This window comes from Streptomyces sp. NBC_01463 (assembly GCA_036227345.1).
Lineage (GTDB): Bacteria > Actinomycetota > Actinomycetes > Streptomycetales > Streptomycetaceae > Streptomyces.
The window spans coordinates 1,751,674-1,769,029 of sequence record CP109468.1; the positions used below are offsets into that span (position 1 = coordinate 1,751,674).

16 protein-coding genes are annotated in these 17,356 nt (G+C 71.4%); 3 read left to right on the plus strand and 13 right to left on the minus strand.

Features of this window, described 5'->3' with window-relative positions; translation table 11 throughout:
* From proC to OG521_07655, 9 genes are all read right to left on the minus strand, one after another.
* Complete coding sequence (gene proC / locus OG521_07615; GenBank protein WUW20663.1) at window positions 1-849, minus strand: pyrroline-5-carboxylate reductase; 849 nt, start codon at window positions 847-849, stop codon at window positions 1-3.
* Between the two features lie 118 nt (window positions 850-967).
* Window positions 968-1,867, minus strand: a complete 900-nt coding sequence (locus OG521_07620) for a TauD/TfdA family dioxygenase (GenBank protein WUW20664.1) — start codon at window positions 1,865-1,867, stop codon at window positions 968-970.
* Window positions 1,868-2,114: 247 nt separating this feature from the next.
* Window positions 2,115-2,894 carry a hypothetical protein gene (locus OG521_07625; protein ID WUW20665.1) on the minus strand — a complete coding sequence of 260 codons (780 nt, stop codon included), beginning with the start codon at window positions 2,892-2,894 and terminating at the stop codon, window positions 2,115-2,117.
* 96 nt (window positions 2,895-2,990) lie between these two features.
* Window positions 2,991-4,172: a M20/M25/M40 family metallo-hydrolase gene (locus tag OG521_07630; GenBank protein WUW20666.1), complete on the minus strand. Its 1,182-nt coding sequence runs from the start codon at window positions 4,170-4,172 to the stop codon at window positions 2,991-2,993.
* 129 nt (window positions 4,173-4,301) lie between these two features.
* Entirely contained in the window at window positions 4,302-4,958 is a 657-nt protein-coding gene (locus OG521_07635) for a hypothetical protein (GenBank protein WUW20667.1), read from the minus strand.
* Window positions 4,955-5,875, minus strand: coding sequence for a 4-hydroxy-tetrahydrodipicolinate synthase (gene dapA, locus OG521_07640; GenBank protein WUW20668.1), 921 nt, complete (start codon window positions 5,873-5,875; stop codon window positions 4,955-4,957). Before dapA ends, OG521_07635 begins: the two co-directional genes overlap by 4 nt.
* Window positions 5,876-5,918: 43 nt before the next feature.
* Window positions 5,919-6,737, minus strand: a complete 819-nt coding sequence (locus OG521_07645) for a PIG-L family deacetylase (protein ID WUW20669.1) — start codon at window positions 6,735-6,737, stop codon at window positions 5,919-5,921.
* Entirely contained in the window at window positions 6,734-7,948 is a 1,215-nt protein-coding gene (locus OG521_07650) for an ATP-grasp domain-containing protein (protein ID WUW20670.1), read from the minus strand. The genes OG521_07645 and OG521_07650 overlap by 4 nt, the downstream gene beginning before the upstream one ends.
* A gap of 29 nt (window positions 7,949-7,977) precedes the next feature.
* Window positions 7,978-9,177, minus strand: coding sequence for a GNAT family N-acetyltransferase (locus OG521_07655; GenBank protein ID WUW20671.1), 1,200 nt, complete (start codon window positions 9,175-9,177; stop codon window positions 7,978-7,980).
* 573 nt (window positions 9,178-9,750) lie between these two features.
* Between OG521_07655 and OG521_07660 the strand changes: the two genes are divergently transcribed.
* From OG521_07660 to OG521_07670, 3 genes are all read left to right on the plus strand, one after another.
* Complete coding sequence (locus tag OG521_07660; GenBank protein WUW20672.1) at window positions 9,751-11,025, plus strand: ATP-grasp domain-containing protein; 1,275 nt, start codon at window positions 9,751-9,753, stop codon at window positions 11,023-11,025.
* Window positions 11,022-12,374 carry an MFS transporter gene (locus tag OG521_07665; protein WUW20673.1) on the plus strand — a complete coding sequence of 451 codons (1,353 nt, stop codon included), beginning with the start codon at window positions 11,022-11,024 and terminating at the stop codon, window positions 12,372-12,374. The genes OG521_07660 and OG521_07665 overlap by 4 nt, the downstream gene beginning before the upstream one ends.
* Before the next feature lie 77 nt (window positions 12,375-12,451).
* Window positions 12,452-12,757: a DUF1330 domain-containing protein gene (locus tag OG521_07670; protein WUW20674.1), complete on the plus strand. Its 306-nt coding sequence runs from the start codon at window positions 12,452-12,454 to the stop codon at window positions 12,755-12,757.
* Between the two features lie 79 nt (window positions 12,758-12,836).
* On the opposite strand, the gene OG521_07675 is transcribed toward OG521_07670, so the two are convergent.
* Genes OG521_07675 through OG521_07690 form a run of 4 tightly spaced genes read right to left on the minus strand, consistent with a single transcriptional unit; the run spans window position 12,837 to window position 17,326 of the window.
* The gene (locus OG521_07675; protein ID WUW20675.1) at window positions 12,837-14,060 is read right to left on the minus strand and encodes an ATP-grasp domain-containing protein; all 1,224 of its coding nucleotides are present in this window, start codon (window positions 14,058-14,060) and stop codon (window positions 12,837-12,839) included.
* Window positions 14,057-15,064, minus strand: a complete 1,008-nt coding sequence (locus OG521_07680) for a DMT family transporter (protein WUW20676.1) — start codon at window positions 15,062-15,064, stop codon at window positions 14,057-14,059. Before OG521_07680 ends, OG521_07675 begins: the two co-directional genes overlap by 4 nt.
* 54 nt (window positions 15,065-15,118) lie before the next feature.
* Window positions 15,119-16,279: a saccharopine dehydrogenase NADP-binding domain-containing protein gene (locus OG521_07685; GenBank protein ID WUW20677.1), complete on the minus strand. Its 1,161-nt coding sequence runs from the start codon at window positions 16,277-16,279 to the stop codon at window positions 15,119-15,121.
* A gap of 6 nt (window positions 16,280-16,285) precedes the next feature.
* Complete coding sequence (locus OG521_07690; protein WUW20678.1) at window positions 16,286-17,326, minus strand: saccharopine dehydrogenase; 1,041 nt, start codon at window positions 17,324-17,326, stop codon at window positions 16,286-16,288.
* Window positions 17,327-17,356 lie beyond the last annotated feature (30 nt).

Below are 17,356 nucleotides of genomic sequence, written 5' to 3' on the forward strand. Positions count from 1 at the left end.
TCACCGGCTCATGACGGAGGCGAGCTCTCGCGAGCGCCGGGCGGACGCCGCGAGCGCGGCCACGACGGAGCCGCCCAGGTCGGCCGCGTCGAAGGCGGCGATGCCCCGTTCGGTCGTCCCGTTCGGTGTCATCACCTCGTGGCACAGCTGCATGGGCGGCTTGCCGCTCTCCTCGATCAGGGCCGCGGTGCCGGCGAACACCTGGACGGTCATCTCGCGGCTCGCCTCCTCGCTGAAGCCGCGTGAGACGGCGAAGCGGCAGAAGGCGTCGACGATGTAGCTGACGAAGGCCGGGCCGCCGCCGCAGAGCGCCGTGGCGTCGTCGACGAGTTCCTCGGCGTCGACGCGCAGCACCTTGCCGATGACGCCGAGCAGCGCCTCGGCCCGGGCGACCGTGTCCGCGGACACCTCGGCGTCCGCGAAGTAGACGGACATCCCCTCGAACACCTCGGACGGGGTGTTGGGGATCGACCGGACGACCTGGGAGGTGTTCAGCGCCGTGGCGATGGAGCGGGAGGTGAGTCCCGCCATCACGGACAGCACCGGTGTCCGTGGGGTGAACCGGTGGCGTTCGGCGTCCGCGAAGTCGGCGAAGACCTGCGGTGGTACGGCGAGGGTGACGAAGTCGCCCTCGGCGATGTCCAGTTCGCCGGTCACCGTCAGGCCGTCGTACTCCGCGAGGGCCTTGCGCCGCTCGGCGTCGGTGTCGACGACGACGATCTCGGGACCGGGCGGTCCGCCGAGGAGGCCGCGGGCGATCGCGAGTCCCATGTGTCCGCATCCCACGATGATCAGGCGCGTGACGGTGGCCGGACGCGTGGCGTCGGACGGACGCGTGGCGGTGGTCATGACTGAGCCCCTTGGTGACGTAGTTCCGGGGTGCCGCGAACTGGTCGAGCAGACGTCCCGAATGACGGCATGTCTGTTGGTTGCACGTGAGCAGGTCCTCGGATCGGCCGGGCGGCCGTTAGACGCTCTGCCCGGCCGGGACCGGGGCCGGCTCCTTGTGGAACGGCGTCTCGACATCGGAGACCGTCGTACGGTGCAGGACGCGACGCTGCGTCAGGTCGTAGGGGCGGCCGCGGTGCATGGTGCAGCGGTTGTCCCACACCACCAGGTCGCCGACGCTCCAGCGATGGGTGTAGACGAACCGTTCCTGCGTGGCGAACTCGACCAGTTCCTCAAGGAGTGCCCGGCCCTCGTCGACGGGCCGGCCGATCACGTGCGAGGCGTGCGAGGCGAGGAAGAGGCTCGTGCGGCCCGAGGCGGGGTAGAAGTCGACGATCCGCTGCGGCACGGGCGGCAGCATGGTGGCGATCTCGCTGTTGAATCCGTCGAAGCCGGACTTGCTCCGCGAATGCGCGATGCTGTGCTCGGCGAGAAGACCTGAGAGTTCCTTCTTCCGCACGTCCGGCAATGCGTCGTAAGCGGCCCTCAGATCCGCGTACTGCGTTTCTCCGCCGACCTGCGTCACTTCGCGCGCGGAGAGGAGCGAGCATTTCGACCGGATCGCCTTGAAAGAGCTGTCCGTATGCCACATCTGGTTTCCCAGATTGTATTTCGTGAGCCGGTCCTCGGGGTCCAGCAGCCTACCCTCGGAATCGAGGTTGGATATATCGGTGAACTCATTGCGGAGCCGCAGCGCCTTGCCCGCGTAGTTCGGCGCCTCCTCAAGGGGGCCGAAGTTCTGGCTGAAAATGATCTGCTGCTCGTCGGTGAGCTCCTGACCAGGGAATACGAGCACCGCGTGGCGCTTGAAGGCCGCATCGATCTTGGCGAACACGCCGTCCGCGAGGGGGCGGGCGAGATCGACTCCCGTCACCTTGCAGGCGAAAGAGGAATGGAGGGACTCGAGCGAGATCGCCATGTACATCTCCTGGGAATCAGAATGTCATACCGACGCTGTAAAGCCGGGTTTACGCTACCACGCACTTCCCTTTCGGGGTAGCGCTCCCTGAAAGATGCAAGAGAAAGCGTACGGTGCGGTAGGCATTGCACTGCGCGACCGAATACGGAGCCGCCGGATCCACGCTCCGACTACAGAACACGACGGTTCGATAAATGCGTCAGCTTTACCTGGAAGCGGTTTTCCTTTACTCGTTCAATGGAATTCTTCAGGGGCCGGTGTGCACGGCGGCATCGGCGCACGTCCGCTCGACGGCATCGCCGAACCGCGCGCGCTCCTCCGGTGTCAGGGCCGAGAAGCAGGGCACGATGATCTCCCCGGTGAGGGCCTCGGCCTCGACGCGCCGCTCCCGCACCTCGGCGGGATCGCGGAAGGGGCCCCTGTACCCCATCCGTTCGGCATAGCCGGGTCCGGTGCGCGGGGGTGCGTGGGTCGCGGCGAGGATCGCGTCGAGCGGGGTCAGGCCGTGCGCCAGGATCGCGGCGATGTGCGCCGCGCCCCGCAGCTCCCTCAGCAGATGCAGGGTCAGCGCCGCTCGCGCGGGCGGGGAATCGGGGGCGGGGAGCTGCCGCCACCCGGCGAAGAGGGTGCCGAGTGCGGCCGGGGCCGCATCGATGATCCGGCGGCCCAGTACATCGACGGCCCCGAGCGTCGCGGGGTCGGAGCCCGCGAGGACCCGGGTCCCCCAGCCGGTGATCACGTCCCGGTAGCGGAGCGACACCTCGTAGTGCGTCAGGCCCTCGGGAACGCCGGACCAGGCCGCGCGCACTTCGTCGAGCGGCTCGAACGCGATGGCCGCGGCCGCGACTTCGGCCGGGCAGCCGCCGAGTACGCCGGCGCGGCCGACGACCCAGAACTGGCTGCCGGACTTGAAGCCCAGATCCACGCCGTAGGCATTGGTGGAGTCCGCGAGCATCCAGGCGCGGCTGAACCCCTGGATCGGCTCCTTCACCCGTTCGATCGTCTCCGTGGCTGAGGCGCTCGCCATCTCTTCCTCTCCTGTTGCTGTTCGTCGTCGCCCGCCTCCGGCGGGGCAGCGGGCGGCACGGTTCTCCGGTGCGGTGTGCGCGGCGGTCCGTTCGGTTCAGCCCGGGGCGAGCCAGCCGGTGAGGATGCCGGCGAGGCGGACCAGGTCCGCGACGGCGACCCGCTCGGTGTCCTGGTGGGCGTCCTCGATCGAGCCGGGGCCGAAGACGACGAGCTCGTCGGCCAGGCCGGAGTAGCGCAGCGCGTTCGCTCCGAACGGTGCGACGGCGGGGGCGGTTCCGGCGGCCCGTGCCAGGTACTGGACGAAATCGCTGTCCGGCGGCTGGTAGAACGCGGGCGATCCGGCCCGGCCGTCGGGGGTCCGCGGCAGGAGCGAGGTCACCTTGCAGGGGACGGGGCAGGCGGCTCGGGCGATGTCCGCCAGTCGGGCCAGGACGTCGTCGGGGTCCTCACCGGGGACGATGCGCCGGCCCACGGTGACCGAGCAGCGCTCGGGGATCACGTTGCTGCCGGTGCCGCCGGAGATCTGGGTGACGGACACGGTGCCGTTGCCCAGTTCGGTGGCGGCGGGCAGGGCCCCGAGCCGCTCCTGTTCCGCGACGAAGGCGGCGATCACCGGTGCCATGGCCTCGACGGCGTTCGCCCCCAGGTCGGGGCGGGCCGAGTGGCTCGCGGTGCCGTGCGCGGTCACCTCGACGAGGACGAGGCCCTTGAGGCCGTGGACCGGGCGGAATTCGGTCGGTTCGGCCACCAGCATCCGGTCGATGCGCAGGCCGCGCTGTTCGGCCCACGGTCTGAACCGGGTCGCGCCGACCAGCCCGCCGGCTTCCTCGCCGACCGAGCCGACGAGCAGGAGGCCGTGCTCGGGTCGCAGACCGGCACGGTGCCAGGAGTCCAGCAGGGCGAGCAGGACCCCGAGGGTGGCCTTGGTGTCCAGCGCGCCCCGGCCCCAGACGCTGCCCTGCTCGATGCGCCCGTCGAAGGGCGGGTCGGTCATGCTCTCCACGGTCACGGTGTCGGTGTGGACGTCCACCACGACGAGCCGGTCGGACCGGCCCCGGAAGAGCCCGTACACATTCGGCCGGCCGGGCAGCACCTCGTCCAGCACGACTTCCCGCGCCCCCGCCGCCTCGCACCGGGCGGCGAGCCGGGCCGCGATCGCGCCCTCGCCGACCGGGCCGTACTCCTCGGCGCGCGGTCCCGCGTGGAGCGGGTTGACGCTGGGGATCCTGACCAGTCCGGCCACTTCCTCCGCCAGCGTCCGCGCGCCTACGTACATGACGTGATCACCACGTGTCCCCCAGATTGTGACAGGAGGGCCCGGATCTCCGGGCCCTTCCCGCGGACGGTGGACCGCCGGACTGCGCCGGCCGGACGGTCCTGCTGCGGCCCGGTCGGGCCGGTGCTGTCAGGAAGCGTCACCGAGTTCGTACAGCCGGGCCGCCAGGTCGAACTGGGCCTGGGTGTCGATGTCGATGGTGAGGTTGGTGGCGGTGTGCCACATCGGCCGGCCGCTGACGAGGCCGAGCGTCGTGGCGACGTGCCGCGTCATGATCGAGCAGGTGAAGCCGAGCTGATAGAACGTCGGCAGTTCCTGCGAGGGCCGGTGCCAGGAACCGAACCCGAAGCCCATGGGGTTGAAGTTCCCGTCCAGGAGGTAGTCCCGCATCGGGTAGACGACGGTGATCGAGTCGGCCGCCGAGGTGTCTCTGGAGTTCCAGCTCTTGACGACCGCCTCGTGCTCGTCGAAGAACGGGTCGGTCGCGTGGCACCACATGACGTCGTCGTCGTCCGGGAGCTGCTTGCAGACCTCGTTGACCACCGACTGGAACGGATAGGAGTTGTCGGTGAGGTGTGCGGCCCGCGGCAGGAACGTGGCCCCGTACTCCTCGGCCAGGGCGCGGGTCGACTCGTCCTCGGACGAGATGTACACCTCGCCCGGCTCGGCGATGCGGGTCAGCTTCTCGGTGAGGATGCCCAGCAGCGACTTGCCGCGCGCGAAGTCGCGGTAGTTCTTGTCGGGCACCCGGGTCGAGGAGCGCTTGGCGGGGATGACGAACTTCATGATCCGCTCCTGTCTCCCCGGAGGGAGTCCTTTTCCTGGGGAAGCCGGTGCCGGAGTTCCGTCACCAGTTGTTCGGAGACCGCGCTGAGGGGAAGCCGGCACTCGGGCGACTGCACGAGCCCCTGGTCCGCCAGCCAGACCTTGAGGGGGGCGGGGTTGGGCTCGCCGAACAGCAGCGGGATCCAGGAGCTGAGCGCGTTCCAGTGCTCCAGGGCCGCGGCCGCGTTCCCGCCGCGCAGCTCGTCGAAGACCCGGACGAACGACTCGGGTTCGATGTGCGCGGCGGCGAGGATTCCGCCGGCTCCGCCCAGCGCGACCGAGGCGAAGAACAGGTGGTCCTCGCCGGTGAGGACGGCCAGCCGGTCGCTGCCCTCGCGCAGCAGCTCCAGGGACTGCTTGATGTCGCCGGAGGAGTCCTTCACGCCGACGATGTGCGGGTGCCGGTCGGCGAGCGTGAACAGCGAGTCGTTGTGGAGGTTCACCCCGGTGCGGTACGGGATGTTGTAGACGATGACGTCGCGGTCGGTCTCCGACACGACGGCGTCGAAGTGGGCGATCAGTCCGCTCTGCGAGGGACGGTTGTAGTACGGGGCGGTGACCAGGTACCCGTCGACGGGCAGCCGGCCGCTGCGCCGCACCGAGGCCGCCACGTGCCGGGTGTCGTTGCCGCTCACCCCGAGGTAGAGCGGGAGCGATCCCTGTACGCAGGAGGCCACCAGCTCGACGATGCGCTCGGCCTCGTCGGCGTCGAGCACCGGGGACTCACCGGTCGTGCCGAGCAGCACGATCCCCGCGATGCCCGAATCCCGGTAGCGGGCCAGGAGTTGTTTGACCGACGCGTGGTCGACCTCGCCGTCGAGGAAGGGGGTCACCAGCGGGAGGTACACGCCGCCCGGGCGCGGATGATCCAACGTCACGTCACAACCTCTGGCTCTGGATGGGGAGTCGGACATCGGCCCTTCATGGCGCACCGTCGCCGGGGGTGTCGGTCCGCTGCCGGGCGGGCGGCGGGCCGGCGGCTCCCGCGGCGTCCGTGACGATCCGCTTGAACGCGTCGGCGTGGGCACAGCCGGCCGACGCGCCGTTCCCGCGCATCCGGTCGGTCACCCACTGGACGTCCGCCCGCGGGTCCTCGGACGTACGGAACTGGCTGCGGTGAGTGAGGACGGCGGCGACCTTGCGCTCGGCGGACCGGCTGACGTCGACGAACAGGTCGGCGTGCTCGTGGCCCGGGACCCACACCTCCGCGACGCGGTGGGCGGGCAGCCCCTCCGCCAGGAGTTCGGGGAAGGCGCGCGGGTTGCGGGCGAAGGGGTAGACGGCGTTCAGCGCCGCCTCCCCCACGGCCAGGTGGTCGGGGTGCGAGGCGCCGACCGGGAACTCGAGGGAGCGCAGCGGCTGGTGGGTGAGCACGAGTTCGGGGCGGTGCCTGCGGATCTCCCGGGTCAGGGCCAGCCGGAGCGCGGGGGTGTCGGCGAGCGTGCCGTCGGGGAGGCCGAGGAACACGACCTCGCTCACCCCCAGCGTGCCGGCCGCCTCGCGCTGTTCCGCGTACCGCGTCGCGACCAGTTCCGCCGTGGGCTCGTCGGGGTCCTCCCCACCCTGGGCGCCGTCGCTCACCACCACGTAGACGACCTGGGCGCCCTCGTCCGTGAGACGGGCGACGGTCGCCCCGAAGGCGAACTCGGCGTCGTCCGGATGGGCGGCGATCACCAGCACCCGGTGGAAGGCGCGCGGCAGCGGCAGGAGTGCGGCGGTGCCGGGGTCGGTGGGTCTCACGGGGCGCTCGTCTCCAGGAAGTAGGCCTCGCGGATGTTCTCCAGGCGGGAGAGGACCTCGCCCTCGTCACCGGCTTCGTAGAAGACGAGTCCGGGGCTGGTGGAGGACGTGAGGTCGGCGGGGATCACGTCACCGACGGCCATGGTCATCCGGGTGCCGATCACTCCGGGGAGGGCCGCCAGGTCCGCCTCGGGGACGAGCCGGGTGATACGTCCGGGCCTGGTCGGGAAGTCGGCGTTGACCACGACGTTGTCCCGGTGCCGCGGCTCCCAGTGCGGGTCGCGGCCGATCGAGGTGTCGAGGAACGCCTGCCAGATGTCGATGCCGTACTGCAGCCGGAGCGCTTCGGGGATGCCGCCGCCGGCCGGGCGGCAGGCCACCTCGCCGACGAGGAGTCCGCCGGGCGTCTTGAAGAGCTCCAGGTGGGTGACGCCGGACCGCATGCCGAGGGCGCGGACGACACGGGCGTGCAGGTCGAGTGCCGGGGCGAGGTCGGGGTGATCCCCGGGGAGGAAGTAGGAGCCGCTGAAGTTGTCGATCTGGCCGAGCAGGGGGGTGAAGTACCGTGCGGCCGCAGCGAATCGCACCTCTCCGTCGTGCACCACGCCGTCGCAGTGGAGTTCGGCGTCCATGGGGACGAAGCGCTCCACGATCAGGGGGATGCGGGTGCCGCGCAGCGAGTCGGCGCGCGGGGACGCCGCGAAGTCGTCGAACTCCTTGCGGGAGGTGAACGTGACGACGTCGAGGCAGCCGCCGCCGAACACGGGCTTGACCACGCAGGGCCAGCCGACGCGGTCGGCGGCGTCAGGCACGTCGTCGAGGGCGAGGACCTGGGCGAAGTCGGTGACGGGCAGTCCGGCGTCCCGCAGGCGCTGCTTCATCAGGTACTTGTGGGAGAAGCCGAGGGCGGACTCGTATCCCAGTCCGGGCAGTCCCAGGGTGGAGCGGATGTAGCCCGCGGCGGCCTGGCTGAACTCGACGGGGGCCACGACGTGACCGAACGGGGCGCGGCGGGCGATGGACAGGGCCGCGGCGTACACCTCTCCCGGGTCCTGGATGTCACCGACCTCGACGGTCTCGACGGAGTCGGGGAAGCGGTGCGGATGGCCGGTCTCGGCGATCACCGTGACGCGCTCCATTCCGGGGGCGTCGAACAGGCGCGCCGGCATGGCGCGGCGGCGGGAACACAGGACCAGGACGTGCGGCGTCACGGAGGGACTCCTTCGGTTCGTGCGTGAGTTCAGGGACGCGATGCCGGAACCGGCTGTCCGGTCCTGTGCGTCGCGTCGTCCGGCAGGGTGAGCCGCCGGGCGACCTCGGCCCGGAACGCCGCGGCCTCGCGGGCGGGCATCCGGGGCAGCAGGTCGTTCAGGCACTCGGTGGAGGTGGTGTCCCTGCCGGGGTCCTTGCCCACGACCGCCCACAGCGGGCGGACGCGGGCGCCGCGGCGGCACTTGGCGTCGTAGGAGTCCATGCCCAGGTGCAGCCGGCGCAGCCCGTTGGCGTAGCAGTGGCGCAGCGGTTCGTGCACGGTGAGGTGGGCGTACTCACCGCAGCCCGTGAGGCGGGCGTAGTCGAAGCCGTTGAGACGCACCACGAGTTCGTCGCCGGCGACGAAGCAGAGGGTGAATCCGATCAGGTCGTCACCGCGGTAGGCGGCGAACACGACGGAGCGGTCGTCCAGTTGGTCCACCTGGCGGCGGAGGAAGTCCTTGAGGTAGTCGACGGGCGCGTCGTGGCCGTACTTGCTCTGCACCTGGGCGAGGAGTCCGGCCCCCTCCTCCCAGACGTCCGACAGTTTCAGCTGCGCCGTGCGCAGGCCGCTCTCGGCGTAACGGCGCTGCTCTCCGCGGAAGTTGGTGCGTCGCTGCTTCGTGGGCAGGGCGGCGGTGAAGGCGTCGACGCTGTCGCCGGTGAGGTCCATGACGCAGTCGGCGCCGAGCAGCCGGAGCTGCACGCCGGCGTCCCCGGGGCCGGGTGCGGCCAGGCGGGCCGCCTCGGTCACGATGTCCGCGTCGTCCGACGTCAGGTAGGGCCACCACCATCTGCCTGCGGAGTGGGGGGTGTTGGCGAGTGTGTCGGTGAGGAGTGCCGCCAGGTCGGCTGCCGCCCTTCGGGGACCGGCCGACGGCTCCTTGAGCAGCCCCGAGGAGAATCCGCGCCGGCCGCCGAGGGTGAGCCGGGGCGGCGCGGGGTGCGGGGAGCCGCCGAGGACGGACTGCGCCCGGTAGTCGGCATGGCCCTCGTCGGGGTTCCAGTGCGCGGCGAGCGCGGCCACGGCCCGCCCGCCGCGGGTCAGCGTCGTGTAGCGGGGATCGGCTCCGCCCCCGGAGTCGACGAACCGCATCCAGCCCGACCCGAGATAGAGCGGTGACGTACCCGTCAGGTCGTCCCAGTCCGGGGGCGGCAGCGCGGCCGTACGAATGTTTTCCGCACTCATCACATTCCCCCCAGGACTTCGGACGTGGCTTTACGACGCACAGGTCGCAGGCAGGCTGAGCAGGAACACATTCGCAGAGCGCCGGATTACCCGTGCGGGATTCGGATGATTTTTTGCGGACGCGCCACGGCGGTGTGGAAAACGTCGCTGAAGCCTCATGCGGGCGGAGAATCTACGGCGGCCGAAAGGGAGAAACATCATTAACAGGATGTTGCGCCAGCCGATTTTGCACGCTCCGATCACCGGAGAGCAAGGGGCGAAAATGTGACGAGGATCACATGGGAAGATCTTTTGCTGCCGCTACGATACGCATGCCGACGCAGGATTCCCGTGGCTACGCACCGGAGGGGGCACGGTCCACCCGGGACAATCTGCGTCCAATCCGGACGGGGTGCCTATTACGCCACCTGTCGGACACACGCGGGATGCCCGATTTCGGGAATTCCGCTTCCCTGTCGTGGCCCGTTATTTCCCCTGACCTAAAGAGTGGCCGAAAGAAGAGGCACCGGGTCTGCCATTCTTTGCGGTCACCTCGCTCGCTATCGATTTTCCGCAAAGGCGGTCGGAGGAACCATGCCGGAGACTCCCTTGGACGTCAGCCAGGTCACGCACGTCGCCGTGGGTCTGAGCGTGGCACTTTTGGCGGATCTTGAGCCATTGCTGCCCGCCCGCAGCGTTCTCGTGCTCGACGAGCCCGACACCATAAAGGCGCGCGACGGCCGCGCACGCGCCGCCGCGTTCAGCTGCGTGGCGGGGCTCGTCGAGGCACCCACCCAGGACGAGGCCGGGGCCGGACTCCTCGGCGGACTGGTGGCCCGCCCGCCCCGTCTGAAGGCGGTGATCCCTGCGCTGGAGTACGGCGTCGTCGCCGCGGCCGCGCTCGCGGACGCCTGGGGCGCCCTGGGCGCCGGCACGGAGGCCGCCCGGCTGCTGAGGGACAAGGCGCTGCTCCGGGAGGCGTCGCAGCGGCTCGGGATCGATCAGCCCGCCTGGGAGGTCGTCGAGGGGCCCGACGGCGTGGACCTCTTCCGCGGTCGCTTCGGCGGCCGCTGTGTGGTGAAACCGGCCAACCGGCAGGCGAGCCTCGGTGTCCGGCTGCTCGATGACGGCTCGGACAGTGCGGCCCTGTGGGCCGAGACCGCGGCCGCCGACGAGACCCGCATGCGTGCGCGGTACGCGCTGCCGCCGAAGTACTTGGTCGAACAGCGGCTGGAAGGACCTGAGTTCAGCGTGGAGGCCTTGGTGCAGGAGGGCGAGGTGCGGTTCGCCAACGTCACGGCCAAGTCCGTCCAGCACACCGCCGTTCCGGTCGAGATGGGCCATGTGGTCCCTGCCGAACTCCCGTCCCGGACAGCGGAGTCGCTGCTGTCGGCCACCCGCCGGCTGATGAAGGCCACGGGATTCCGCACCGGCGTCGTGCACGCGGAGTGGATCCTGCACGAGGACCGGCCGCACCTCGTCGAATGTGCCGGAAGACTGCCGGGCGACAGCATCGACCAGCTGATCAACCTCAGCTACGCCTGCAATCTGACCGAGGACTACCTGCACCTCCTCGAAGGGCAGGCCCCGGTCGACCGCGCGCCGGCCCGACGGGCCTCGGCCATCCGCTTCCTGGCCTCCGGGCCCGGACTCGTCACCGCCGTCGAGGGCACCGCGGAAGCGGCCCGGGCCCCCGGCGTCGTGGAGTGCGAGGTCGACGTCGAGGCGGGCACCGCGGTGGGAGCGGTGACCAGTTCCTGGGACCGGCTCGGGCACGTGATCGCCGTGGGGGACGACCCCGCGGAAGCCGCCGCGCGCGCCGTGGACGCCGCCGGTCTCGTCCGGATCACCGTGGAGGCCGCCTCATGACCGTCCGATGGCTGCGCGACTACGTCCCCCCGGGACCCACCGGCCGCCGGCTGGCCCTGATCTCCTTCATCGACTCGGTCGGCACCGGCCTCTTCCTGGCCAGCTCCGCCGTCTTCGCCGTACGCCATATCGGCCTCGACACCTCGCAGTTCGGCTGGGCCATGTCGGCGGCCGGGCTGGTCGGACTGATCGTGGGCGTCCCCCTGGGCCGACTCGGCGACCGGATCGGACCGCGCCGGCTGCTGGTGACCCTGCAACTGTGGCGCGCGGTCTGGTTCTCGGCGCTGGCCTTCGCCTGGAACCTGTCCACCTTCGTCGTCATCGTCTGCTGTCTGGCCCTGGCCGAAGCGGCGGTCTCCCCGCTGACCCAGGTCGTCGTCGCCTCGGCCGTCGGGGACGACCAGCGGGTCCGCACCATGGCCATCCTCAGGACCCTGCGCAACGCCGGGTTCTCCGTCGGGGCGCTGGCGGCGACGCCGCTGCTCACGGTGGGCACGGCCTGGGCCTTCCGCTCGACGGTGCTGGCCAACGGCGTCTCGTTCGTGATCGCCGCGCTCGTCCTGGCCCGCCTCCGGCTCGTCGCCCACGCGCCGGCGCCCACGGCCGGGAGCGGGGCGCTCATGCGCCTCAAGGGTCTGCGGGACCTCCCGTACCTCCAGCTCACCGCGCTCAACAGCGTGCTCGTCCTCCATATGACCCTGCTGTCGGTCGGCATCCCCCTGTGGGTGGTGGCCCGGACCGAGGCCCCCGTGGGCGTCGTCGCCGTGCTCCTCGCCGTGAACACGGTCCTGGCCGTACTCCTCCAGGTGCCGCTGTCGCGGCGGGCCGAGCACGAGGCCGGCGCGGTGCGCTGCCTGATCGGCTCCGGACTCGCCCTGGCCGTCTGCGCGCTCGCCCTGGCCGGGACGGGATCGGTGACCCGCTGGCCCGCGGTGGCGCTGCTCGTCGCGGCGACGGTGGCCCTGACGCTGGGCGAGATCCTCCAGTCCGCCGGGGCCTGGGAGCTGTCGTACCGTCATGCCCCCGCAGACCGGCGCACCGAGTACCTCTCGACCTTCAATCTCGGCTTCAGCGTCCAGGAGATCGTCGGGCCGGTGCTGCTCGCTGGGGGCGTGATCGCCCTTGGCGGCTGGGGCTGGCTCGCGCTGGGCGGGCTCTTCTGCGTCGCCACGGTCCTGGTACGCCCGGTGGCGGGCCACCTCGCGGCCTCGCGGGCCGGCTCCGGACCGGAGGGGGCGGACACCACCACGGACACCGCCGTGGCAACGGACAGCGGCACCGACGCCGGCGGCGGGCCGGGAGACTCCCCGCCCGCCGCCGAGCCTTCGGCGTCCACCAACCACGCCTGAATACAGACGGGTTGACCGATCCCGCCTACGTCTTCGATACCCCGCCGACGCGACGGACCGCGTGCCATCATGTACGTATGACGGCCTATGTGATTGCTGAATCCCGGCACGCGGACTCGCCGGAGGTACGCGCGTACCGCGAGGTCGCGCAGGCCTCCATCGCCCGGCACGGCGGCCGTTATCTGGCTCGCGGCGCTCTGCCCGAGGCGATGGAGGGCACATGGGGCGAGGACCACCGCATGGTCGTCATCGAGTTCCCCAGCCTCGAACAGGCCAAGGCCTGGTACACCTCGCCCGAGTACACCGAGGCCAGGGCGACCCGCTCCGACCTCGAAGGACGCCGCATCCTGTTCGTCGACGGGGTCACCGGCCCGGTCGTCTGAACCCGCGTACGGGGCGACTCCACCCGTACGCGCCCTCGCCGTACGCCGGGGCGGCCCGTCCGCCGCCCCGGCCCCGGGATCAGGCGTCGTACAGACCGTCTCGTTCCAGCGCGCGCAGCGTGCGGTAGTCGTCCTCCAGGGCGGCCGGGTCGCCGCTGGTCAGGTAGACGGTGCCCGGGCAGGTGGCCATGTCCACGGTGCGGGTCAGGGGGCTGTGCGGGGGGAGGTTCACCGTCATGCTCGCGAAGGACGGCAGCGCCCTGACCGCCGCCCAGCCATCCTCGGCGGGGACGGTGCCCGCCCGCGGCGAGATCAGGTTCACGCACCGCAGCCGGCTCTTGAGCCGGTAGGGGGCCTCGGCCTCCGCCAGGAAGCTGCCCGCGTCCGCGAGGGAGAAGGCGAGACTGCTGACCTGGTCGTCCCCGACGCAGCGCGTCAGCAGGTCCGGCATCTGGCCGCCGCCGAGCCGCGCCCCGCTCTCGATCAGCACCGGGCCGTTCGCGGTGAGCATGATCTCCGTGTGGGCGGCGCCGTTGCGGATGCCCAGGGCGTCGAGCACCGACCGCACGTAGCGGATCGTCTCCGGCACGCCGGGCTCGTCGAGGGCCAGCAGGTCCTCGTAGTCGTACACGGAACGGCCGTCCACCAGCCGCTTGTGGTACCGCCACACCTCGATGACGCGGTGCACACCGTCCCGGCTGACGCTGTTGACGTAGTGCTCGGAGCCCGCGAGGTACTCCTGGGCCAGCACCACGGTGTTGTGCTGCCCGTAGCGGTCGGCCGACGCCATGATCGCGGTGTGGGCGGCGGTCACCTCCTCGACGGTCCGGCAGATGAAGACGTTGTCGGTGCCCGCGCTCAGGACCGGCTTCAGCACCACGGGCCACTGGTCCCGGCCCGTGACCCAGTCCGTGATCTCCGTCAGCGAGGCGGAGCACAGATCCTGTGCCGCGGCCAGGCCGGCGGCACGGACGGCGAGCTGCATGGCGGCCTTGTCCCGCCGTGCGGCGGAGCGGTGCGGGTCGTTGCCGGCGACACCGAGGGCGAAGGAGAGCTCGTCGGCCAGGAACACTCCGGACTCCGCGGCGGCGACGACCGCGCGCACGTTCAGGTCGGTGAGGGCGCGGACGGTGCGGACGAGATCGCCGGTGTGCTGGATGTCCACCGCGAAGTCCTCGGGGCGGTAGGCGAGTCGGGTGTCCGGGAACGGGGAGCGCACGTGGACGACGTCCACGCCCCGCTGCCTGAGCGCCCCGGGCAGGAGGCGTCCCGCGCCGTACGCGTCGACGATCGCTGTGGTCATGGTCGTGGGCCTCCGTGCTCGTCGCTTACCAGGGGTTCGGGTGCTGCCGGGCGCCCGGCGGCCGCCGGCTCCCCGGGAGCGGGTTCTCGGTCCCGTACGAGCACGCCCACGGCGACGAGGACGACCACACCGATCACCCCGCCGAGCGTGAACAGGGAGAACCGCAGTCTGCCGTCCGCGAGTTGCAGGGCGAAGGCGAACAGCGGCGAGAGGCAGACCAGCAGGGACGTGGTGATCGGCTCCGTGTGGCGGATCCCGATCTGCAGGACGAAGATCGGCAGGCCCACGCCGATGACGGCGACGACGGCGCCGGGCACGAGCGCCGCCGTCAGGTCGGGCCCGTCCTCGAAGGCCACCAGGATCCACGCGACCAGACTCATCAGGAAGAACCGGGTGGCCAGGACCAGCCCGGGTTCGCAGCCCGCGTCGCTGAGCCGCTTCATGTAGATGATGTTGACCGCCGAACCGGCCGCGCAGGTCAGCGAGAAGAGCAGGCCCAGCACGGCGTCCGACGTGGACAGGTCCCCCAGGCCGCTCCGGCCGCTGAACGAGGCCCACATGAGCGCGGCCAGCAGCATGCCGATGGCGACGGAGACGACGATCTCGGCGCCCATCACCCGGCTGTGCCGGCGCAGCAGCGGCCCCGCCAGCGTCATGATCATCGGTCCGAGTGCGAGACCGATGACGTTGACGATGGCCGGTTCGAGGTATTCCAGGGCGTAGAACGTCGACAGCCAGGTCACCGCGGTGGTGATGTTGATGGCCACGATGTCGCGGCGGTGGGTGATGACCGCGGCGCGGGGGCGGACGCCGCCGCGCCGCGCCTCCACGGCGAGGAAGAACAGCATGGTGAGCGTGAACGACACGGCGGCCAGGCTCGCCGGGCTGACCACCTCGAAGCGGTTGCCCGCGTACACGTCCATGGCGGCGGTGAGCACGGCGTACGCCAGCAGCGGCATCACCCCGCGGCGCAGGGCGGACGCCGGCGCGGCCGCCTCACTCATGGCGTTCTCCGCCGCCGGTGGCCCGCTCCGGGTGCGCCGCCCGGCGCGCGGCGCTCACGCCTCCCGGCCTTCGCGGTACGTCGTGGTGATGCCGTGCGAGCCGAGCAGGTCCAGCAGGCGCGCGGAGTCGTCCGGTTCGCCGGTCGCCTGGTGGAGGCCGGGTGCCACCCGGCCCGCGACCACGTCGAGGATGCCGCACGCCAGCGGGACGGAGACCAGCCGGGGCGTCGCGCTCTCCCGCTCGTCGCCGGCCACGTCGAGCACGTACTCACCCCACCAGCTCTCGCCGGTGTCCGCGCGCACCTGGAGCCTGACCGCCATCACCACCCGGTCGTGGTCGGCGGCGGTGGTCGGGTAGCGGGCGGCGAGTTCCGCCGCGAGTTCGGTGATCCTCGACTCCGACGCGTCGGGGAGTTCGGCGAAGACCGGCTTCCAGGCCTCGCTCCAGCCGGCCAGCCGCAGTGTTCCGCGGACGAAGGTGCGCAGGTCCCAGGCGGCGGGGATGGCGTAGGTGTCGACGAAGGGGATGCTGTCGCGGTTGGGATAGACCTCGAAGGCCTCGTCACCGGCCTCCTCGGTGCGCACCGCCTCCCAGGGGCGCGCGACGTCCGTGCGCTGCCCTTCGGTGATCAGCCGGGCGGGGCTGAGCAGCGCGGTGAGCACCCCGCGCGGTGCCCAGCTGAACCGGTAGCGGAAGTCGTTCGGTACGGCCGGGTTGCTGCCGCAGTACGAGGTGAAGTGGGCCGTCGCCGGCCGGTCGCCGGTGAACTCCACCGCCTTGCGCACCAGTTCGTGGGCGAGCAGGTGGTCGATGCCGGGGTCGAGCCCGATCTCCGTGAGCAGGACGACCCCGCGCGCGCGGGCGGCGTCGGCCTGTTCCTGGATCTGCGGGCTGACGTAGCTGGAGCAGACGAAGTGCGCGTCGTGTTCGAGCGCGATCCGCACCAGTTCGGGGTGGTGGGGTGCGGGGAGCATCGACACGACGACGTCACCGGCGCCGAGTTCGCCGGCCAGCGCGTCCGGGTCGTAGGCGCGGGACACCGCCCGGCCCTCCAGCCCGAGCCGGGCCAGGCACGCATCGGCCTTGGCCGCGGTACGTCCCCACAGGGTCGTCGACGCGCCGTCGCACACCAGGGCCAGTCCGCTGCCGGTGGACATCCCGGTACCGACCCAGTGCACCCGTCCGCTCGGGGCGATCAACTCAGCAGTGGTCATGGGTGCTCACTTGTCCTTCGTGGCGCGGCGGGCATGGTGGTAGTGCTCCTCGCAACGGCCCCAGATCCCGTCGCCCCGGTGCACGGTGGCCAGGTGGGGCAGCAGGCCCTCGGAGAACGCCGTGCTGGACTCCCTCGGGAGCAGCGAGGGCAGGTTGTCGATGGCGATCAAGTCGAGGGGCGGTGCGTCGTGGAGCCGGCGCACCGGCTCGGACCATTCGGTGACCCGGTCGTAGACGGGCAGCCGGTTGCACTCGGACGTCACGTCGCAGGTGACGTCCGAGACGACGGACAGCCGCCGGCCGGGGTCCGCCAGGTCGTCCGGGCCGAGGAAGGGCGTGCCCGGCTCGGTGGCGAAGACGGTGTTGACGAGGATGTCGTGGCCGAGCAGCGCGTCCCGGTCGAGGTTGCCCGTCTCCTCGATGTCCCAGGCGGTGACCGTCGCCCCGGCGACTCCCAGCGCGGCGACGGCGCCGCGTCCGGACCTGCCCCGCGCCCCGATGACCAGGGCGCGCGCTCCGGCGCGGGACTCCTTCAGCAGCGCGTCGAACCCTTCGAGGGTCCATGACCGCAGCGGGGCCTCCAGGAGACCGCCGTGCCGCAGCGCGGCGAGTCCGGCGCCCACGTAGCCGGCCCAGTGGCCGAAGGCCACCACCCGCCGGCCGGCTCCGTCGGTGAGGTACTCCAGATCGAGCAGTGTCCCGCCGCCGGCACCGAAGCGCCGCAGCAGGGGCGGCCCGCCCACCTGGCCCTTGTACGCGTGCCCGAACAGCACATGACGATGGGTCAGCTCCACTGCCGCGGTGGAGGGTTCCTTCAGACCGAGAACGACGTCGGTGGGCGGGGCGTCGGGCCAGGTGTCCCCCGGCACCACGGTGCAGCCCACCGCCGCGTACGCGTCGGCGGGGAACGCCCGGTGCGGGGACTCCTCGACGGTGACGGGGATGCCCTCGGCGATCAGTTTCGCCGCGTCGGCGGGGACGAGCGGGGTGCGCTGTTCGTTGGGCGCGACCTCGCGTCGCAGCCAGATGCCTTCACTGGTCGGCATGTTCGCGAATCTCTCCTGTGCCTGGGCTGT